Raw genomic sequence first — 15,926 nt, 5'->3', positions numbered from 1 at the left:
GCCGGACACTCCGAATGGGCAAAACGCGCTCCGCGATGTTGCGCTGGGGGGTTGACTAGCCTCGGTGGCACGCACAGGCTCTAAGTCTCCATCGACCACCACGGGAGGGAGCGTGGCCAAGCCGGATCATCCAGGCAGCAAGCCGAATACGGCGCGCATCATTGCCGCGCAGGCGAGTCCGTGCGACGAACTCGTCATCCGCACCCAGCCCCTCACGATTGACCGCCCGTGCCCGCGCAAGCGGCTCGCGCTCGCCGCGACCATCGCTGGTTCGAGCATGGCGTTCATCGATGGCTCCGTCGTCAACGTCGCGCTGCCGTCCATTCAGAGCGAACTCGGCGCGAGCGTCGCGGCGATGCAGTGGGTCGTCAACGCGTATCTGCTGTTTCTCGGCTCGCTCGTGCTGGTCGGCGGATCGATGGGCGACAAACTCGGCCGGCGCACGGTGTTCGTGGCGGGCGTCGCGCTGTTCACGCTGGCGTCGGCTGCTTGCGGGTTTGCACCGAATGCGCCGGCGCTGGTCGCCGCGCGAGCGGTTCAAGGCATCGGCGCGTCACTGCTGGTACCTAGCAGTCTCGCGATCATCGGCGCGGTGTTCGACGACGCCGCGCGCGGACGGGCAATCGGCACCTGGGCGGGCGTCGGCGCGATCACGTCGGCCGTGGGGCCGGTGGCCGGCGGCTGGCTCGTCGACGCGTGGTCGTGGCGTGCGATCTTCTTCCTGAACGTCCCGCTCGCGGCGCTGACGATCGCGCTCGCCATTCTGGCGGTGCCCAACAGCCACAGGGCCGATGCGCCTCGACAGCTCGACTGGCCCGGCGCACTGAGCGCGGCCACCGGACTTGCCGCGCTGACGTTCGGCCTGACCGAGGCGTCGGCGCGTGGCTTCGGGCATCCGCTCGTGTTCTGTGCGATTGGCGCCGGCGTACTGATGCTCGCGGTATTCGTGATCATCGAGGCGCGCAGCCCGAACCCGATGGTGCCGCTCGACCTGTTTCGCTCGCGCGACTTCACGGGTGCCAACCTCGTCACACTGCTGCTTTACTTCGGCCTTGGCGGCGCGTTCTTCTTCCTGCCGTTCACGCTGATCCGCGCGCATGACTACACCGCGACCCAAGCGGGCGCGGCGCTGTTGCCGGTGCCGGTCATCATCGGATTGCTATCGCGCTTCACCGGCGGTCTGACGAACCGCTTCGGTTCGCGCGCGCTGCTGACCGTTGGCCCGGGCGTTGCCGGAATCGGGTTCGCGCTGCTGGCGCTGCCGTTCGTGCGCGGCAGCTATCTGGCTGGATTTTTCCCCGCGCTCGTCGTGCTCGGGCTCGGCATGACGATCACCGTCGCGCCGCTCACCACGACCGTGATGGGCGCGGTGCCGAGCGACCGCACAGGAGTGGCGTCCGGCATCAATAACGCCGTTGCGCGCGTGGCGGGCCTGCTGGCGATTGCGGTGCTCGGCATCGTCTTCGTGTGGTCGCATCACGCGGCGCTATCGGTCCGCCTCGACGAACTGCATGTACCGCAAGATGTACGCCAGCGCGGGCAACTGCTGGCGCCGGTCGAGCAAGCGGGAGCGGCAGCGGGCGCCTCGCCTACGCCGCGAGAGGCAGCCGTGGCGCGCGCGCAAGCCGAGTCGATGACCGACGCGCTGCGCGCCGTCGCGCTCGTCTGCGCCGCGTGTGCGTTCGCTGGAGCGGGGCTTGCGATGGCCACGCTGCAGCCGCTGAAACGTCCGGCGGTAGCGCGCCCGCAGTGAGCTACGAAACTCAGTGGTGAACGGGCCGCACCGGCGAGCCCGTCGGCCGGATCACCGCAGCCTCTCGCGCCTCGATTCTTTCCGCGGACGAAATCGGTTGATGCGGAATGGTGGCGCTGTCGTACCCGTGCAGTTGCTCATCGATGACGAAGTCCGCGACTCTCATCGCATCCATCGTGTTGCCGTCCACGTCGTTCCACTCGCGAATCGCGCGATTGACCTTGGTTAGCGAGGTGACCGCGAGCAGGATGGCGTCGGTCTCGGTGATCTTGCCTTCGAGATCATCGACGAGGTAATCCGCAACACGCAGCGCCGCGCCGATCAGATTGCTGTCGTCGCTCAAGTCCGTCAATACCGCATGAACCACTGCGAGGCAAGCATCTTTGCGTGCAAGTGCGATGTCTGTCATGAGGTTCTCCAGAGTCGAGATGCCAACACAATTTACTCCGAGTGCTCGCTGCATGTCGAATGCGCGGGCGGCGAAGCCGCCACCGCGTTGCCGTTACCAGCGCTGGTGGACGTGGGGCGCGATATGGTGCTGATAGACGTCCCGGACCCGTTGCATGACCTCGTCGGACAGCGGCGCGAGGTTTGCGGCCGACACGTTCGACGCCGCCTGGGCCGCGTTTTTACTGCCAGGGATGATGACGGAGACGGCCTCCTCCATCAGGATCCAGCGCAGGGCCAGCTGCGCCATGGAGGCGTCCACGGGGACGAGGCCGCGCAGTTCGTCGACCGCTTTCAACGCGACGTCGTAGGGCACGCCGGAGAACGTCTCGCCGACGTCGAACGCCTCGCCATGCCGATTGAATGCACGATGATCGTCCGACGCGAAAACCGATTCCGCGGACATCTTGCCCGTGAGCATGCCGCTAGCCAGAGGCACGCGCGCGATGACCGCAACGTCTTTCTGTTGCGCCTGCCTGAAGAACAGATCGGCGGGGCGCTGACGGAACATGTTGTAGATGATCTGCACCGAAACCACGTTCGGGTATTCGATCGCCTTCAGCGCTTCTTCGACTTTTTCGACCGACACGCCGTAGTAGCGGATCTTGCCGGCGGCGACGAAGTCGTCCATTGCGTCGAACACTTCGGGACGGTAATAGACCTCGGTGGGCGGGCAATGCAGCTGCACCAGGTCGAGCGTGTCGACGCCGAGGTTCGAACGGCTCCGGTCGATGAAAGCTTCGAGCTCGCGCTTGTTCAGATAGCCGCTGGTCACATGCGGATCGAGTCGGCGCCCGAGCTTCGTGGCGACGATGGGGCGTTCGCCGCCTCGTTGCCGCAGCACGTCCCGGATGATCCGTTCCGAGCGGCCGTCGCCGTAGACATCGGCGGTGTCGAGGAACGTGACACCGTTGTCGAGCGCGGCGTTCAGCGCGGCCTTGGCGTCATCTTCCGCAACGCTGCCCCACGAGCCGCCGATCGCCCATGCCCCGAAACCGATTTCCGACACATTCCAGCCGGTACGACCAAATTTTCTCGTCGAAAGCGTCATTTGGATGCTCATCCTCTGTTTTTGCGAAGTTACGTCGCAGGTGCTTCACTACCCTTGCGGGAGTGCCGGCGACCTCGGTACGTAGTGTAGCAAGCGGGCGGCACCGTTGAAGTGGGTGGAATAGGCGTCGGGCGGAGCCGATGCTCGCTCCCGCGATGCGATGAAGTATGATTTCCACGGCATCGAAACGGCCGCTCTGACAACAGGACGTGGAACCGGGACAAAGGTGGCAGATGACAACCAGCACAGGTTCTGACGGCATCGCGAACGAGACCATCGCACCATCGCGAACCGCGCTTATCGTGATGCACTACCAGACCGACATTCTCGGACTGTTTCCATCGGTCGCGCCGGCGTTGCTCGCCAATACGCGCAGGTTATGCGACGCGGCGAGGGCCAAAGGCGTCAGCGTCTATTTCGCCAATCTCCGGTTCAGTCCGGGCTATCCGGAAGTCAGCCCGTTGAACAGGAATGGGCAGGGAATCAAAAACCTCGGCCTGTTCCTCGAAGACCGGACCGCGCCGGAGTTGGGCCAGCAGGCCAACGAACCGCTCGTCATCGCGCATCGTGCGAGCGTGTTCTTCGGCACCGATCTGGAGGCGCGACTCTCCGCGCAAGGTATCGATTCGCTGATCATGGTCGGCATCGCGTCGACCGGAGTCGTGCTCTCCTCGGTCGCGTACGCGAGCGACGCGGACTTCCGCTTGTACACGGTCAAGGATTGCTGTTTCGACCCGGACCAGGTGGTTCATGAACATCTGTTTGCTACGGCATTCGCTTCACGCACAACGGTGCTGTCGCTCGCGGATGCGTTACGACTGCTCGCATAGACCGATATCAACGACTCGACTCGTTATCGCACCGGCGCCTTCGGCCCGCCTGACGTGACCGAATAGCCGTCGTTCAGCGTCTGCAGGAATGCGATGACGTCGCGAATCTCCGTGTCGCTCAGCGCGGGCTTGCCGCCGAGCTTCCGATCCATCGGCGCGTCCGCGAGGTCGACGTTGTCGCGATAGCGCGGCGGCAGATCGTCGAATTTGTCGACCTTGCCGTTGGCTCCCTTCGGATACCACTTTCCCGGCTTGGTATCGCGCTCGACATAGAAGCGCAGCACGTCCTCCAGCTTATGAAAGCGGCCGTTGTGAAAAAACACCGAGCGCGTCGCGACGTTGCGCAGCGTCGGTGACTTGAACATGCCGCAGAAGCCGGTTTCCTTTGCCAGATCCGAGCGATAGGGGCCGCACAGCCCGAGGTCGAAATACTTCGGATCGCGATTGGCCGGAATTTCGGGGTTGCGCGGCACGCCCAGCGCGATGAACGAAAAGTCGGCGAACTGCGCCGGCCGTCCGCCGGGCCCCGGCGCGTCCAGATGGCACTTCGCGCAATTGCCCTTGTCGGGGTTGTTGAACAGCGCGTAGCCGCGCAGTTCCTGCGCGGTGAAGTCCGCATTGCCCGACATCGCCGCATCGAACTTGCTCGTGTACGGATGGAAGCTCGCGTCCTCGCTCTGAAATGCTTCGAGTGCTTCGCCGATGTGCGCGAACGCCTTATCCGTTTGCGAGAAGACCTGGGCGCCGAAGACTTTCCTGAAGGTGTCGGCATAGGCGCTGTGCTGCAGCTTCGCGACGACTTCGGCCGCGCTATGGTTGGCCATCTCGTTGGGATTGAGCATCGGCATCGATGCCTGATCGTGCAACGATGCGGCGGCTCCGTCGCGCATGAAGCCGCCCGTCGGTCCTTCGTCCTCGGTATCTTCCGAGGCGGGCGTATAGAAGTGCCGGGTGAACAGCGGCGTGTAGCTCAGATAGCGCAGCGACGGCACCGAACGCGTACTGGGCTGGCGCATGTCGGCGCCGCCCAGTTGCACGGCAAGGCCGTTAGGCGGACCGTAGGCATGCTCGGGACTATGGCAGCTCGCGCACGACATCTTCCCCGAGGCCGATAGCGACGCGTCGAAGAAGATCTGCTTGCCGAGTTCGGCTCGCGGGCTCAACGCGGCGGCGCTCGCGGGGTAGCGAACCCATCTTTGCACCGACACTTTGGCGGCCGCCCTGGGCGCCGCCTTCGACGCCGCGGCCAAGCCACTCGCCGCCGGTGTATTGCCCGACGGCGCTTGCGCGGTGGCCGAAAAGCTGATGCTCAGCGTAGAGGCGGCGAAGGCGGCAATGAAGCAATCTCGAATCATCTGCATGCGTGCGTCGTTTCAACGAAAAACGGTGGAGCGAAAGCCCCACCGTTCTTTCGATACCCTCGTCGATCAGAAATTGAACATCGCCATCAGGTCGCCGATCGAGGTCGTGTTGACCGGCAGATACGGGCTCTGCGTCGAGGTGACCGGATTCGGCAGCCGGTCGCGGCTACGCGTCGACAGCGGCTGCAGGCGCCAGTTGCGTTCGATGAATTTGAGCACCGACGCATGATCGTAGTACGTGTGGTCGACCATCCCCTTGCGGGCATACGGCGACACCACGAGCATCGGAATCCGCGGACCATCGCCAAAGAAATCGAGGTTCTGGATCGCGCCGGTGTCGAAGTGGCCGCCGCCTTCGTCGGTGGTGATCAGGATCGCTGTGTGCGCCCACAGCGCCGGATTGGCCTGCACGTTGGCGATCACGGTCTTCAGAAACGCCTCATAGGTGGCCGGGGCCGAATAGCCGGGGTGACCGCTGTCGAGGTTCTTGGGCACGACGAACGACACCGCGGGCAGTGTGCTGTTCTTGATGTCGTTGGTGAACGTCGTCAGATCGGTCAGGTTGGCCTTCAGCGCGGGCGTGCCCATCACCTTGCTCGACGCGACCAGCGGATCGCCGATCACGTTGTACTGCGCCGCCTGCGCGAGCGCCGCCGCCTGCGCCGCGGGCAAACCGTTCGCGAGTTGCAGCAGCTGAGTTTCGGCGGCAAGATCGCTGGCGGTGCGTCCGCCTGTGTACCACTTCCACGACACGCCCTTGGCGGCCAGCGCCTCGGCGATGGTCGGCACGGTCTGCGGCGGATAGTTGTAGTTGTTCGGACCGATCGGCTGGACGTTGCCGTTCAGGTCATAGCCGGGGTTGTAGTTGTTGACGAGATAGTACTTGCCCGCGTCGCAATTGCTGGCGACCTTCTTCGTGGCGAGGAAGTTGACGATCGCCGACACGCCGGGCTGGCTCGCATCCGAACAGTTCACGTAGGAGCCGCCCTCGTAGCCGTCCTGCGTGTAGAAGTTCTCCGTTTGCGCGAGCGGGTTCGGATTCTCGATCTGATTGGCCGGCGGGGTTGCGACGGCGCCGGCCGTGTTGAAGTACGGCAGGTCGGCCGTCGCGATCGAGAAGAAGTTGGCGCCGGTGCCGCCCATGACCGACTGGTGGTAGTTGTCACTCACCGCATAGGTTTGCGCGAGCGACTGGAAATACGGCGCATCGCCGCTCGACATGTTCATGAAGCCCATCAGTTCGCCGCCCTGCGACGGATTCTGCGGCGTGATGCCGGTCGTGTCGCCGCCCTGGCCGACCGTGGTGGCCACCCACGTGAACATGTCCAGCTTGCTGTTATCGCCGCCGGTTTGCTGCCACATCTGGAAGAAGCGATGCACCGGGTCGCCAGTCATCGAGTAGAGCGTCAGCAACGGCGTGACGGCGGTGACCTGCTGCGCGTACGGCACGTACTTGGTGATCTGGAACGGCCCGTTCGGCAGCGTGGCCGGGAAGCGCGTATCAGGCGTGCCGCCGCCGGTCGTGAAGGTCTGCAGGTTTTCGATGCCGATCTGTTCAGGCTGCGGCAGTGTCGCGTACGCGGCGCCGCGCGTCGGATTGATCGTGTAGGCCGTTTGCGGCTTGCCCTGGTTCTGCGCGGCCAGCGCGAAGTTCGGACCCGGCGTGCCGTCCGCGTTGATGATGCCTTCCGACAGCAGGTTCTTGACCGTCTGGCCGGCCGGCGCGACGTAGCCGCCGAACAGGCCGTCGAAAGTCTGGTTCTCGCCGACCACCACGATCACGTGCTGAATCGGCGTGGTGGTTGTGCTGTTGCTGAGTGCTAACGCCGAACTCACGGCGGCGGCCGGCATCGCGCCGGAGACCGCGCCGGTGGGCGGAATCGAAACCTGCGCGCGGTTGGCATCGACGCCGGCGGCGACCGTGCCGGCGTGCACCGTGAAGCGCGCGATATCGAACAGGTTGTCGAGCGGGTTGCTCGCATCCGCTTTATAGGGCGTGCCGATCGGGTCCGCGACGGTAGCGGCCGGCACGTTGAACGCGGTGAACAGCGGCTGCAACGCGCTCGCAACCGCCGCGTCGGCCTGGGCGATGCTGCTGGCGGAAATCTTCGCCGACGTGATTTGCGCGCCGGTGGGCGCGCCATTGGGCACGATCCCGAGCACGCGCTGCGTGAGCAGCGAGGTCAGCGGATTCAGATTGGCGACCACGGACACCGCCGCACCCGACGACGCGGGAGCGGGATTGATCACCGAGGACAGGGTGGCCGGCGTGCCGTCGATATCGTTGAACGGTGCGGTCAGAACGAACGGCGCCTTGCCCGTCATCGACACGGTGAACTTGCCGGTCGCATCGGTGAGGCTCGACTGCGTGCTCTTCCCGTCGCTGTCCGTGACCGTGACGCTGACGCCGACGATCGGCGCGCCCGCGGCGGCGATGCCCGTCGCGGTGACGCTGGTGCTGGTATTCGCGCTGGCACTCGAGCCGGTGGCGGGCGAACTGACATTGTCGGAGCCGCAAGCGGCGAGCGAAAGCATGACTCCCAAACCGGCGAGTGTCGAGGCGCTTCTTTTCATGGTCGTAGCTGGGTCGTGTGGGTTGTCGGTCGTCGTTTTTTTTCTTTGCCGCAAGACTCAACACCGCTCGACGTCGCGGGCCTGGCTGGCGTCGCGATCTTCCCAATGCCATATGACAGGGACGTGATGACGTCCCGCGGCCCGACCGACGGTTCGCTCTAATTCGTGATGACGGGCGGTCGCCTCGGCATGTGATTTGCTGACTAGAACCGGAAGACAAACCCACCAGGCGACAAACCGTGGCGCCGAAAGCAACGCACATCACCTCGTTTCAGATTTTCGAGAGCGTCGTCATCCGCTTGTACGACGGTGGGGTGCTGTCGCCGGCTGTGCTCGAACGTGTCGTCGGCGGTTTCGCGCAGGCGAATGTCGACTGGCATGGCACCGTGCAGGGCCGTTCCGTCGATGGCCGTTCACTGCACGAGATCGTCGCGCTGACGATGCTGCCCGGACAGCCGGTTCGATCGGCAACGGCATCCTTCATGTCCGTGATCGAACATATCGCGGGCGTCGCCTCGCACGCCGAACCAACGCCCGCGAGACGCGGCAGAAAAGCCGTACCGCCGGTGGACGAAACGGAAACGGAAGCGGAATCGCCAGCGCAAGCGGAATCGCAAGAACTGCTTGCGCAATTGTCCGGCAACCAACGACCCGGCAAGCGCCGCCGCGCGAATCAGCAAGCGGATCGGCCGGCGAGCCCGCACGGCTACAACCCGTTCGTCAACGCCCAGCCCCCGCGCTCGAAGAAGCCGTGAACCCGGTTGCGGCTCGCTTCGCAAGCGCGTGACGCTGGCAACTCCGCCAGTCCCGCTTCCGACGCTGCCGTACACTATCCGCTGGCCGCATCGCCCGCGGCCGTCAGCTCCAATCCATGCCCACTCCACTCAATCCCGCCAACTGGCTAACCGCCCGCCGCGATGCCGAAACCGGCATCGAGAGCCTGCGCGCGCATTTCAGCGGCCACGCGTACGATCCGCACGATCACGACGACATGTTGATCGGCTACACCGAGCAGGGCGTGCAACGCTTCCAGTGTCATCGGTCGTTGCACACGAGCGTGCCGGGCCGCGCGATCCTGATCGAGCCCGGCGCGCTGCACGACGGCCACGCGCCCGAGGCGGGCGGCTTCACGTACGCGATGCTGTATCTGCCGCAAGCCTGGGTCGAGCGCGCGGCGCACCGGCTCGATCTGCCGGGGCTGGCCGGCGTCGAAGCGGCGTTCGGCCATACGCTCGTCGATGACCGAGCGCTAGTCGAGGCGATCCGCCAGGCCTTCATCGCGCTTCACGGCAACGAGGGCAGGCTCGCGCGCGATCAGACGCTCGATCGTCTGCTGCTGCGACTCGGCGCGCAGTTGCGCGACGCGCCGCTCACCGGCGACTCCGCCGCGTCCCCGGCGATCGCGCGGGTGCGCGATCTGTTGCACGAACATATGGACGGCAATCTCGGGCTCGACGAACTCGCCGAACTTGCCGGCATCGACCGGTTCAGGTTGACGCGTCTGTTTCAGCGCGCGTTCGGCACGTCGCCGCACGCGTATCTGGTGCGCTTGCGCCTGCGCGCCGCGCGGCGCCTGCTCGCAACCGGCCGCACGCCCGCGCAGGTCGCCGCCGAAGTGGGCTTTGCAGACCAGAGCCATCTCGGCCGCTGGTTTCGTCGCGCGTACCGGATGACGCCAGCCGCGTATCGGCAGATGTGCACAAACGTTCCAGACTGATCGCGCGGCATCGTCGATCATGAGCGGCTCAACGAGGAGTCATCATGTTCGATACCAAAGTGGCGCTGATCGTGCGCAGCGATCTCGCGGTCTGGCAGAAGCTCAATGTGGTCGCGTTTCTCGCGACCGGCGTCGCGGCCGCGGCGCCCGATGCGCTGGGCGAGCCGTACGAAGATGCCGCCGGGCACCGCTACGGCCGCATGCTTGGCCAGCCGATGATGGTGTTCGCCGCCGACCGGTCCGGTCTGCAGGGTGCGCATCGGCAGGCGCTGTCGCGCGAGCTCAGAATCGTGCCGTATGTGCACGCGATGTTTTCGACGGGGCATGACGCGGCGAACCGCGCAGTGTTTCGCGCCGAGGACGCGGCGAATCTCGACCTCGTTGGACTCGCACTGCACGGACCGAAGAAAGCCGTCGACAAGGCCGTGAAAGGTTTGGCCTTGCACGAATGACTCAACGAGTGCGAGCGCCGCTCGATGGTCGGCGGCACTCGCGTCGAAGTTGAAAGAGAAACGTTTGCCGCACCGGACGCGAATTGCGTTAAAACAAAAAAAGCTTATTCGGCGAATGCACGAAGCATCAATTGCGGTTTCATTTCACATCGTTTCGAGTCTCGAAACGGTATTGCGTCAAAGCGCCAGTCTATCCAAAGGGCATAGATCAGAAACGCACAAGTAACGCACCCCCGCTATAGCGGATCGTGTCGCCGTCGTGGCAATGCAATTGCAAGTCTTTGTCGAGAAACGAATTGTCGGCGCTTGCGCCCGCGCGGTCGCCAACTCGTTCCAAATTATTTTTTGCAAAAACGGTTTTTCTATAGCATGGACATGCTCGCAAGAAAACCTTGCGTATACGTTTCGACCTGAATTTAACCTCAGTGAGAATTGAACCTGTTGATGTTACACTGCAAGCCGCTGGAGCCATTCTGGCAAAGGGCTTTGGTGTTTCCAGCTCAATTTTGGTCTGAAACGCGTCCACGACTTGTCGCTGGTGTCGTGCGTGCGGCAGCCATTCACTGGACTTCTCCAACACCCTGCTGCGTTCCCGGATTCCTCAGGTACTAATACCGTGTACTCTCAAACGCAAATCGACCCGGTGGTCAGCTTCCGCAACTCGCAGCGCGAGCATGTGCGTGGGACGATCATTAACCTCCAGAGAAAGTCTTTGGTCATGGAGGTCTATAACCCCTATTCCATCGTGCAGGTCAGCGAGGTGTTAAGCGAGCTGAGCGTGCGCATGGGCACCAAGAATGCCTATCTCGGCAAGGCAGTGGTGGTGAGTCTGGTGAACACCGGTCTGACCGCGGTGGTTTCACTGGCACTTATCGACGAATGGCGCGAACTTAGCGTTCTGCCTAATGAGGCGAAGTCGGTCGGGCGGGAAGCAGAACTCTTTATTAGCGACTGGGACGCGCGCTTCAATATCCGCCGCGACTATCAGATCGTCGTGAACGAGATGCGCGCATTCCTGTCGGAAGTGTCGCGCTGGGTGGAGCAGGTCGACCTGACCGAGAGCTTGCCGAAGACCGAAGGCGGCAGGCTGCGCGAGGACCTGTTCTACGAGCTCGCCACGCCGATCATGCTCAAGATCAAGTTCTTCCTCGACCGTCTCGAGGAAGAGGCCGAGCGCGTCGACGCGGAGATCGCACCCGTGCATCGCACGTATGCGCAATCGGCACTGCATCCGTTGCTGCTGCGCGCGCCGTTCGTCTACCGCACGTTCACCAAGCCGCTCGGCTATGCCGGCGACTACGAGATGGTCAACCAGATCCTCAGCGATCCGCAGCAGGGGCCGACCACTTACTTCCAGATCGTCAATACCGCGTTCCTGCAGGCGGCGGTCGCGACCGCGCACCGCAACCGCATCACACTGCTGATCGACTTCCTGACGCGGCAGGCCGAGGCGGCGCGCGCGGCCGGCAGGCCGTTCCGCATCCTCAACGTCGGTTGCGGGCCCGCTTTCGAGATCCAGCGCTTCGTGCGTGAATATCCGCATCCGGAGCTTCTGTCGTTCGAACTGGTGGACTTCAGCGAGGAAACGCTGGCGTTCACGAAGGACGCGATCGAGAGTTCGGCGCACGCCGCGGGCCATAGAGTCTCGGTGCAAATGGTGCATCAGTCGGTGCACGACCTGCTCAAGCGTAAGATTTCAACCGACCCGTCCGCGCGCGAATTCGACGCAGTGTACTGCGCCGGTCTGTTCGACTATCTGTCGGACAAGGTCTGCGCACGGCTGCTCAGTTACTTCGCCGCTCGCACGCGACCCGGCGGCCAGTTGCTGGTCACCAACGTCCATTCCGCGAATCCGGAGAAGTACGGGATGGAGCATCTGCTCGAGTGGTACCTGATCTATCGGAACGAGAGCGGCATGAGCTCGCTGCTTCCCCCCAACTCCACTGACCAGAAGCTCTACGTCGACGAGACCGGGGTGAATGTGTTCGCGGAAGCAACGATCCTCTGAAACCGTGTCGACATCCCTGTCCATGACTACCAGTCCCCTGCAGAGCGGCTATCAAACCGAGCTGGCCGACTTTCGCGTCACGTTCAGCCGGGGCGGCGCGTGCACCGCGATTGCGCTCGTGCTGCTCGGCGTGGGGCTGGATTACGCGCAGTATCCGCAGTATCAGACGTCGTTCGCGCTCGCGCGTCTGCTCGTGTCGTTGATGATCGGCGGTATCGTCGCCTTGCTCGACACCGACATGGGGCGACGGCTCACTCCATGGCTGACGCTGTCCTGGCTGCTCCTGCCGCAGGCGATGATTTCATGGATGATCTGGCGCACCGACGGTGTCCTGTCGCCCTACTACATGGGCCTGAATCTGGCCATCTTCGCGTCCGGGATTGCGTTGCCGTTCGGCTTGTGGCAAAACCTCGTGTTCGGCGTGCTGTCCTGCTTTCTGTATCTGCTGGCCTGCCTGTTGCCTCCGCATGGAGGTGTGCCGCTCGGCACGATGACCGTCAATGTTCTGCTGCTTCTGTTCGCCGCGGCCGCGAGCGCGGTCTACACGTTCTTCAACGAACGCGTGCGCTTCATGCTGTTTCGCCTGAAGGCCGAGGTGTCCGAGAAAAACGCGGAGGTCTCCGCGAAGAACGCCGAGCTCGAAGTGATCAATCGGCAGTTGCTCGACATCAAGGGCCAACTGCTGCAGCAGGAAAAAATGGCCGCGATCGGTACGCTCGCGGCGGGCCTGCTGCATGAAGTGAACAATCCGGTGAACTTCTGCCTGATGGCGATCGAGGTTGCGCTGGAAGAGCCGATCTCGAAGAAGGAGCCGACGCTGCAGGAGTGTCTGGTCGATGCGCGGCAGGGCATGCAGCGCATCCAGCACATCGTGTCGGACCTGAAGACGTTCGCGTATCGCAAGCCCGGCGCCGAGGCGGAACTGGGCACGCCGTTCCTGTTCGAAAAGGCGCTCGATTCGGCGATCCGGCTCGTCGGGCATGAATTGCGCGGCGTCACGGTGACGCGCGAGCTGCCCGCGGATACGCTGGTGCAGGGCGACGAGGCGGCCATCATCGGCGTGCTGATCAACCTGCTGTCGAATGCGGTGCTGGCGATGCGCAAGGCGGGCACGCCCGCGCCGGCGATTCACGTCAACGTCAGATGGACGGAAGAGCGCCTGCACGTGACGGTAAAAGACAACGGGCCGGGCATCGCGCCGGAGAACATCGCGCGCGTATTCGAACCGTTCTTTACCACCCGCGAAGTGGGACAGGGCCTGGGCCTCGGACTGTCGATCAGCTATGCGGTGATCGAGCGCCATGGCGGCCTGCTGTTTGCTGAGAGTGAGCTGGGAAGTTGGGCGGCATTCAGTTTCGATCTGTCGCCCGCGCCCTGACAAACACCATGAATGACATCCGACAGACACAGCCCACTCTTCTCTACGTCGATGACGAAGAGTTGGCGTGCAAATATTTCGCGCGCACCGTCGGTGCCGATTACGAGGTCCTGCTCGCGACGAGCAGCGACGAGGCCATCGCTATTCTCGAGCAGGACAGTGCCCGCATCGCAGTGCTGGTCACGGACTTCCGCATGCCGGGGCGCGACGGTGGCGACCTGCTGCGCCAGGTGGCGCTGGAGTATCCGCACATCGTTCGGATTCTGGTCACGGCTTACGCAGACGTCGAGATGCTCTTGCAGACGGTCAACACCGGCGAGGTGTTCCGCATCCTCGAAAAGCCGCTGAAGCCGGCGGCGGTGCGCGATACGCTGCAACTGGCATTTGACCGCTACCACGAACGCGCGATGCAGAATCAGCGTCTGATCGCGATCGACGAAACCCTCGCGTTCATCGCGCACGAACTGAACACGCCGCTCGCTGCGATCGCGTTGAACGCGCACAGCATCGAAGATCGCACCGACGCGGAGCGCGATGCCGAAGGCGAAATTCTCGGCGCCGCGAAATCGATGCGCGAGAGCGCGCAGTACTGCATGGCGGTGGTGTCGTCGTTCTGGCGCTCGGTCCACAACGGCCGTCGCCGGCAACAGGAGGGCGACGAGGCGCGTATCGAGAGCACCGCGCATGGGCTGATCTCGGCGTTGCTCGATACGTATCCGTTTACGACCGCGCAGCGCTCGTGGGTGCAGGTCGACGTCGAAAGCGACTTTGCCGTGCTCACGCAGCCGAATTGCGTGGCGCTCGTGCTGTCGTCGCTGTTGTCCAACGCGTTGCGCGCGCTCGCGGATGTGCCGTCGCCGTCGGTGCGCTTTACCGTAACGACGGAACCCCACCCGAGCATCGGCATCTGCGACAACGGGCCTGGAATTCCGCCCGAGATCAAAGACCGCCTGTTGACGGACCCAATTACAACGCACGCGAAATCCGGGGGGAACGGCTTGGGCCTGATTCTATGCAACCGTGTCATGCAGTCCTGTGGCGGCGGACTCAGGATCGAGTCCACGTCGGGGGGAGGCACCACCGTAGTGCTGGATTTCCCCCATATCAAAGGTCAAACGCACAGGAGTTGTTGATGAACGAAGCAAAAGCCACAGAGGAGTTGGCGCCGGCGATCATCTTTGTCGATGACGAAGCTACCGCCGTAAAGTACTTCCAGCGTGCCATCGGAAGCCTGGCGCCGGTCCTGACTGGCGGCTCGGTGGAAGAGGGCAAGGCGCTGCTCGACGAGCACGGCGACAGGGTCGGAGTCCTCGTCTCCGACCAGCGCATGCCGGGCGAGTTCGGCAACGAGCTGCTGCGCTATGCGAGCGAGCGCTTTCCGCATGTCGTGCGGATTCTGACCACCGCGTATTCGGAAATCGATCAGACCGTCGCGGCCGTCAACCTCGGCCATATCCATCGCTACATCAAGAAGCCGTGGGACATCACGGCGCTGCGCATGGAGCTGAAGCAGGCGCTCGAACTGGCCGAGCTGCGCAAGGAGCGCGACACGCTGGTGCGCGAGAAGCTCGGCGTGCTGCAAAAGCAGGTGGTCGCCACGCGGATTGGTCTGGTGCGTTCGCTGTCGGCTACGCTGATCGGGCCCGAGCGCTTCCAGCCGGTCGAGACGTATCTCGCCGCGGCGGTGCTCGCCGAAGTGCCGAACTCCGAGCCGGACTGGCTGCTGCAGGACTACTCGGATCTGATCGCGGCCGAGAGTGCCCGCAGCGGCGCGTTCGGTCATGCCGTGGTGACGCATCTGGCCACGCTGCGTAACCGGCACGGCGGCGCGAGCGTGACCGCGAGCGACGCGCTGACGGTGCTGGCCGCGGCGCTTTCGGAGGCGGGCATCAATGTGCGCCGCGCAGCCGATGGTCTCGTGTGCGACCAGCCGGCCACGCTCGCGGAGTTTCTCGCGGAGCCGGGCAACAACGCGGTGTCGAGCGGACACGCGGCATGGCTGGCGAGCCTGCTGTGGCTCGACGGCACTGACGGTGCATTGCAGCCGGCACGCGAAGGCAATGCGATCGCGTTCCGGCCGGCGCAGCGCGGTAGCGAGTTCGCCGCTGACCGCCTCGCCACGTGGATCGAGCAGTTCTGATTTGCCTGCTTCGAGGGCGCGCCATTCGACGCGCCTGCCCTGCTACCGGCTTCGCGGTGCAGCCCCCCGCGGCTAGCAGCGCGACGCTGACCAAGGCTTGCTCGAGCCGTTCCGACTCCAGTCGATTTCCCCCTTCGGAGGAGGGAGGGCCTTGTCGTGGGCATGCGCTCGATGCCCGGCAATCCATACGACGGTCAGATACAAAATTTCTGACC

At 64.0% G+C, this 15,926-nt stretch carries 13 protein-coding genes; 9 read left to right on the top strand and 4 right to left on the bottom strand.

Features of this window, described 5'->3' with window-relative positions; translation table 11 throughout:
• Window positions 1–112 precede the first annotated feature (112 nt).
• Complete coding sequence (locus GCT19_RS30355; protein WP_321576893.1) at window positions 113–1,753, top strand: MFS transporter; 1,641 nt, start codon at window positions 113–115, stop codon at window positions 1,751–1,753.
• A 10-nt stretch (window positions 1,754–1,763) separates the two neighbouring features.
• Here GCT19_RS30355 and GCT19_RS30350 read toward each other — a convergent pair whose 3' ends face one another.
• Both GCT19_RS30350 and GCT19_RS30345 read right to left on the bottom strand, forming a co-directional pair.
• Window positions 1,764–2,162: a hypothetical protein gene (locus tag GCT19_RS30350; protein WP_013092627.1), complete on the bottom strand. Its 399-nt coding sequence runs from the start codon at window positions 2,160–2,162 to the stop codon at window positions 1,764–1,766.
• Between the two features lie 93 nt (window positions 2,163–2,255).
• Entirely contained in the window at window positions 2,256–3,251 is a 996-nt protein-coding gene (locus GCT19_RS30345; protein WP_184128911.1) for an aldo/keto reductase, read from the bottom strand.
• A gap of 233 nt (window positions 3,252–3,484) precedes the next feature.
• Here GCT19_RS30345 and GCT19_RS30340 point away from each other — a divergent pair, with 233 nt between their 5' ends.
• Window positions 3,485–4,081, top strand: coding sequence for an isochorismatase family cysteine hydrolase (locus GCT19_RS30340; RefSeq protein ID WP_152853973.1), 597 nt, complete (start codon window positions 3,485–3,487; stop codon window positions 4,079–4,081).
• Window positions 4,082–4,104: 23 nt separating this feature from the next.
• Here the strand turns inward: GCT19_RS30340 and GCT19_RS30335 are convergent, their stop codons facing one another.
• Complete coding sequence (locus GCT19_RS30335; protein ID WP_152853972.1) at window positions 4,105–5,442, bottom strand: cytochrome-c peroxidase; 1,338 nt, start codon at window positions 5,440–5,442, stop codon at window positions 4,105–4,107.
• Between the two features lie 66 nt (window positions 5,443–5,508).
• Complete coding sequence (locus GCT19_RS30330) at window positions 5,509–8,016, bottom strand: alkaline phosphatase family protein (protein WP_227749355.1); 2,508 nt, start codon at window positions 8,014–8,016, stop codon at window positions 5,509–5,511.
• 239 nt (window positions 8,017–8,255) lie between these two features.
• Here GCT19_RS30330 and GCT19_RS30325 point away from each other — a divergent pair, with 239 nt between their 5' ends.
• The 7 genes from GCT19_RS30325 (at window position 8,256) to GCT19_RS30295 (ending at window position 15,711) form a co-directional block, all read left to right on the top strand.
• Window positions 8,256–8,771, top strand: a complete 516-nt coding sequence (locus GCT19_RS30325) for a hypothetical protein (RefSeq protein WP_321576892.1) — start codon at window positions 8,256–8,258, stop codon at window positions 8,769–8,771.
• A 116-nt stretch (window positions 8,772–8,887) separates the two neighbouring features.
• The gene (locus tag GCT19_RS30320; RefSeq protein ID WP_152853971.1) at window positions 8,888–9,733 is read left to right on the top strand and encodes an AraC family transcriptional regulator; all 846 of its coding nucleotides are present in this window, start codon (window positions 8,888–8,890) and stop codon (window positions 9,731–9,733) included.
• Between the two features lie 44 nt (window positions 9,734–9,777).
• On the top strand, window positions 9,778–10,185 hold the full coding sequence (locus GCT19_RS30315) for a DUF2000 domain-containing protein (RefSeq protein WP_013092622.1): 408 nt from the start codon (window positions 9,778–9,780) through the stop codon (window positions 10,183–10,185).
• Between the two features lie 616 nt (window positions 10,186–10,801).
• On the top strand, window positions 10,802–12,193 hold the full coding sequence (locus GCT19_RS30310; RefSeq protein WP_176135292.1) for a class I SAM-dependent methyltransferase: 1,392 nt from the start codon (window positions 10,802–10,804) through the stop codon (window positions 12,191–12,193).
• A gap of 22 nt (window positions 12,194–12,215) precedes the next feature.
• A complete protein-coding gene (locus GCT19_RS30305; RefSeq protein ID WP_013092620.1) occupies window positions 12,216–13,571 on the top strand; it encodes a sensor histidine kinase in 1,356 nt (451 codons plus the stop codon).
• A gap of 8 nt (window positions 13,572–13,579) precedes the next feature.
• On the top strand, window positions 13,580–14,704 hold the full coding sequence (locus GCT19_RS30300; protein WP_013092619.1) for a hybrid sensor histidine kinase/response regulator: 1,125 nt from the start codon (window positions 13,580–13,582) through the stop codon (window positions 14,702–14,704).
• Window positions 14,704–15,711: a response regulator gene (locus tag GCT19_RS30295; RefSeq protein WP_018433318.1), complete on the top strand. Its 1,008-nt coding sequence runs from the start codon at window positions 14,704–14,706 to the stop codon at window positions 15,709–15,711. The genes GCT19_RS30300 and GCT19_RS30295 overlap by 1 nt, the downstream gene beginning before the upstream one ends.
• Window positions 15,712–15,926: the final 215 nt, after the last annotated feature.

Origin of the sequence: Paraburkholderia atlantica, assembly GCF_009362785.1 — a bacterium.
Lineage (GTDB): Bacteria > Pseudomonadota > Gammaproteobacteria > Burkholderiales > Burkholderiaceae > Paraburkholderia > Paraburkholderia atlantica.
This window is presented reverse-complemented; position numbering and strand designations above follow the sequence as displayed.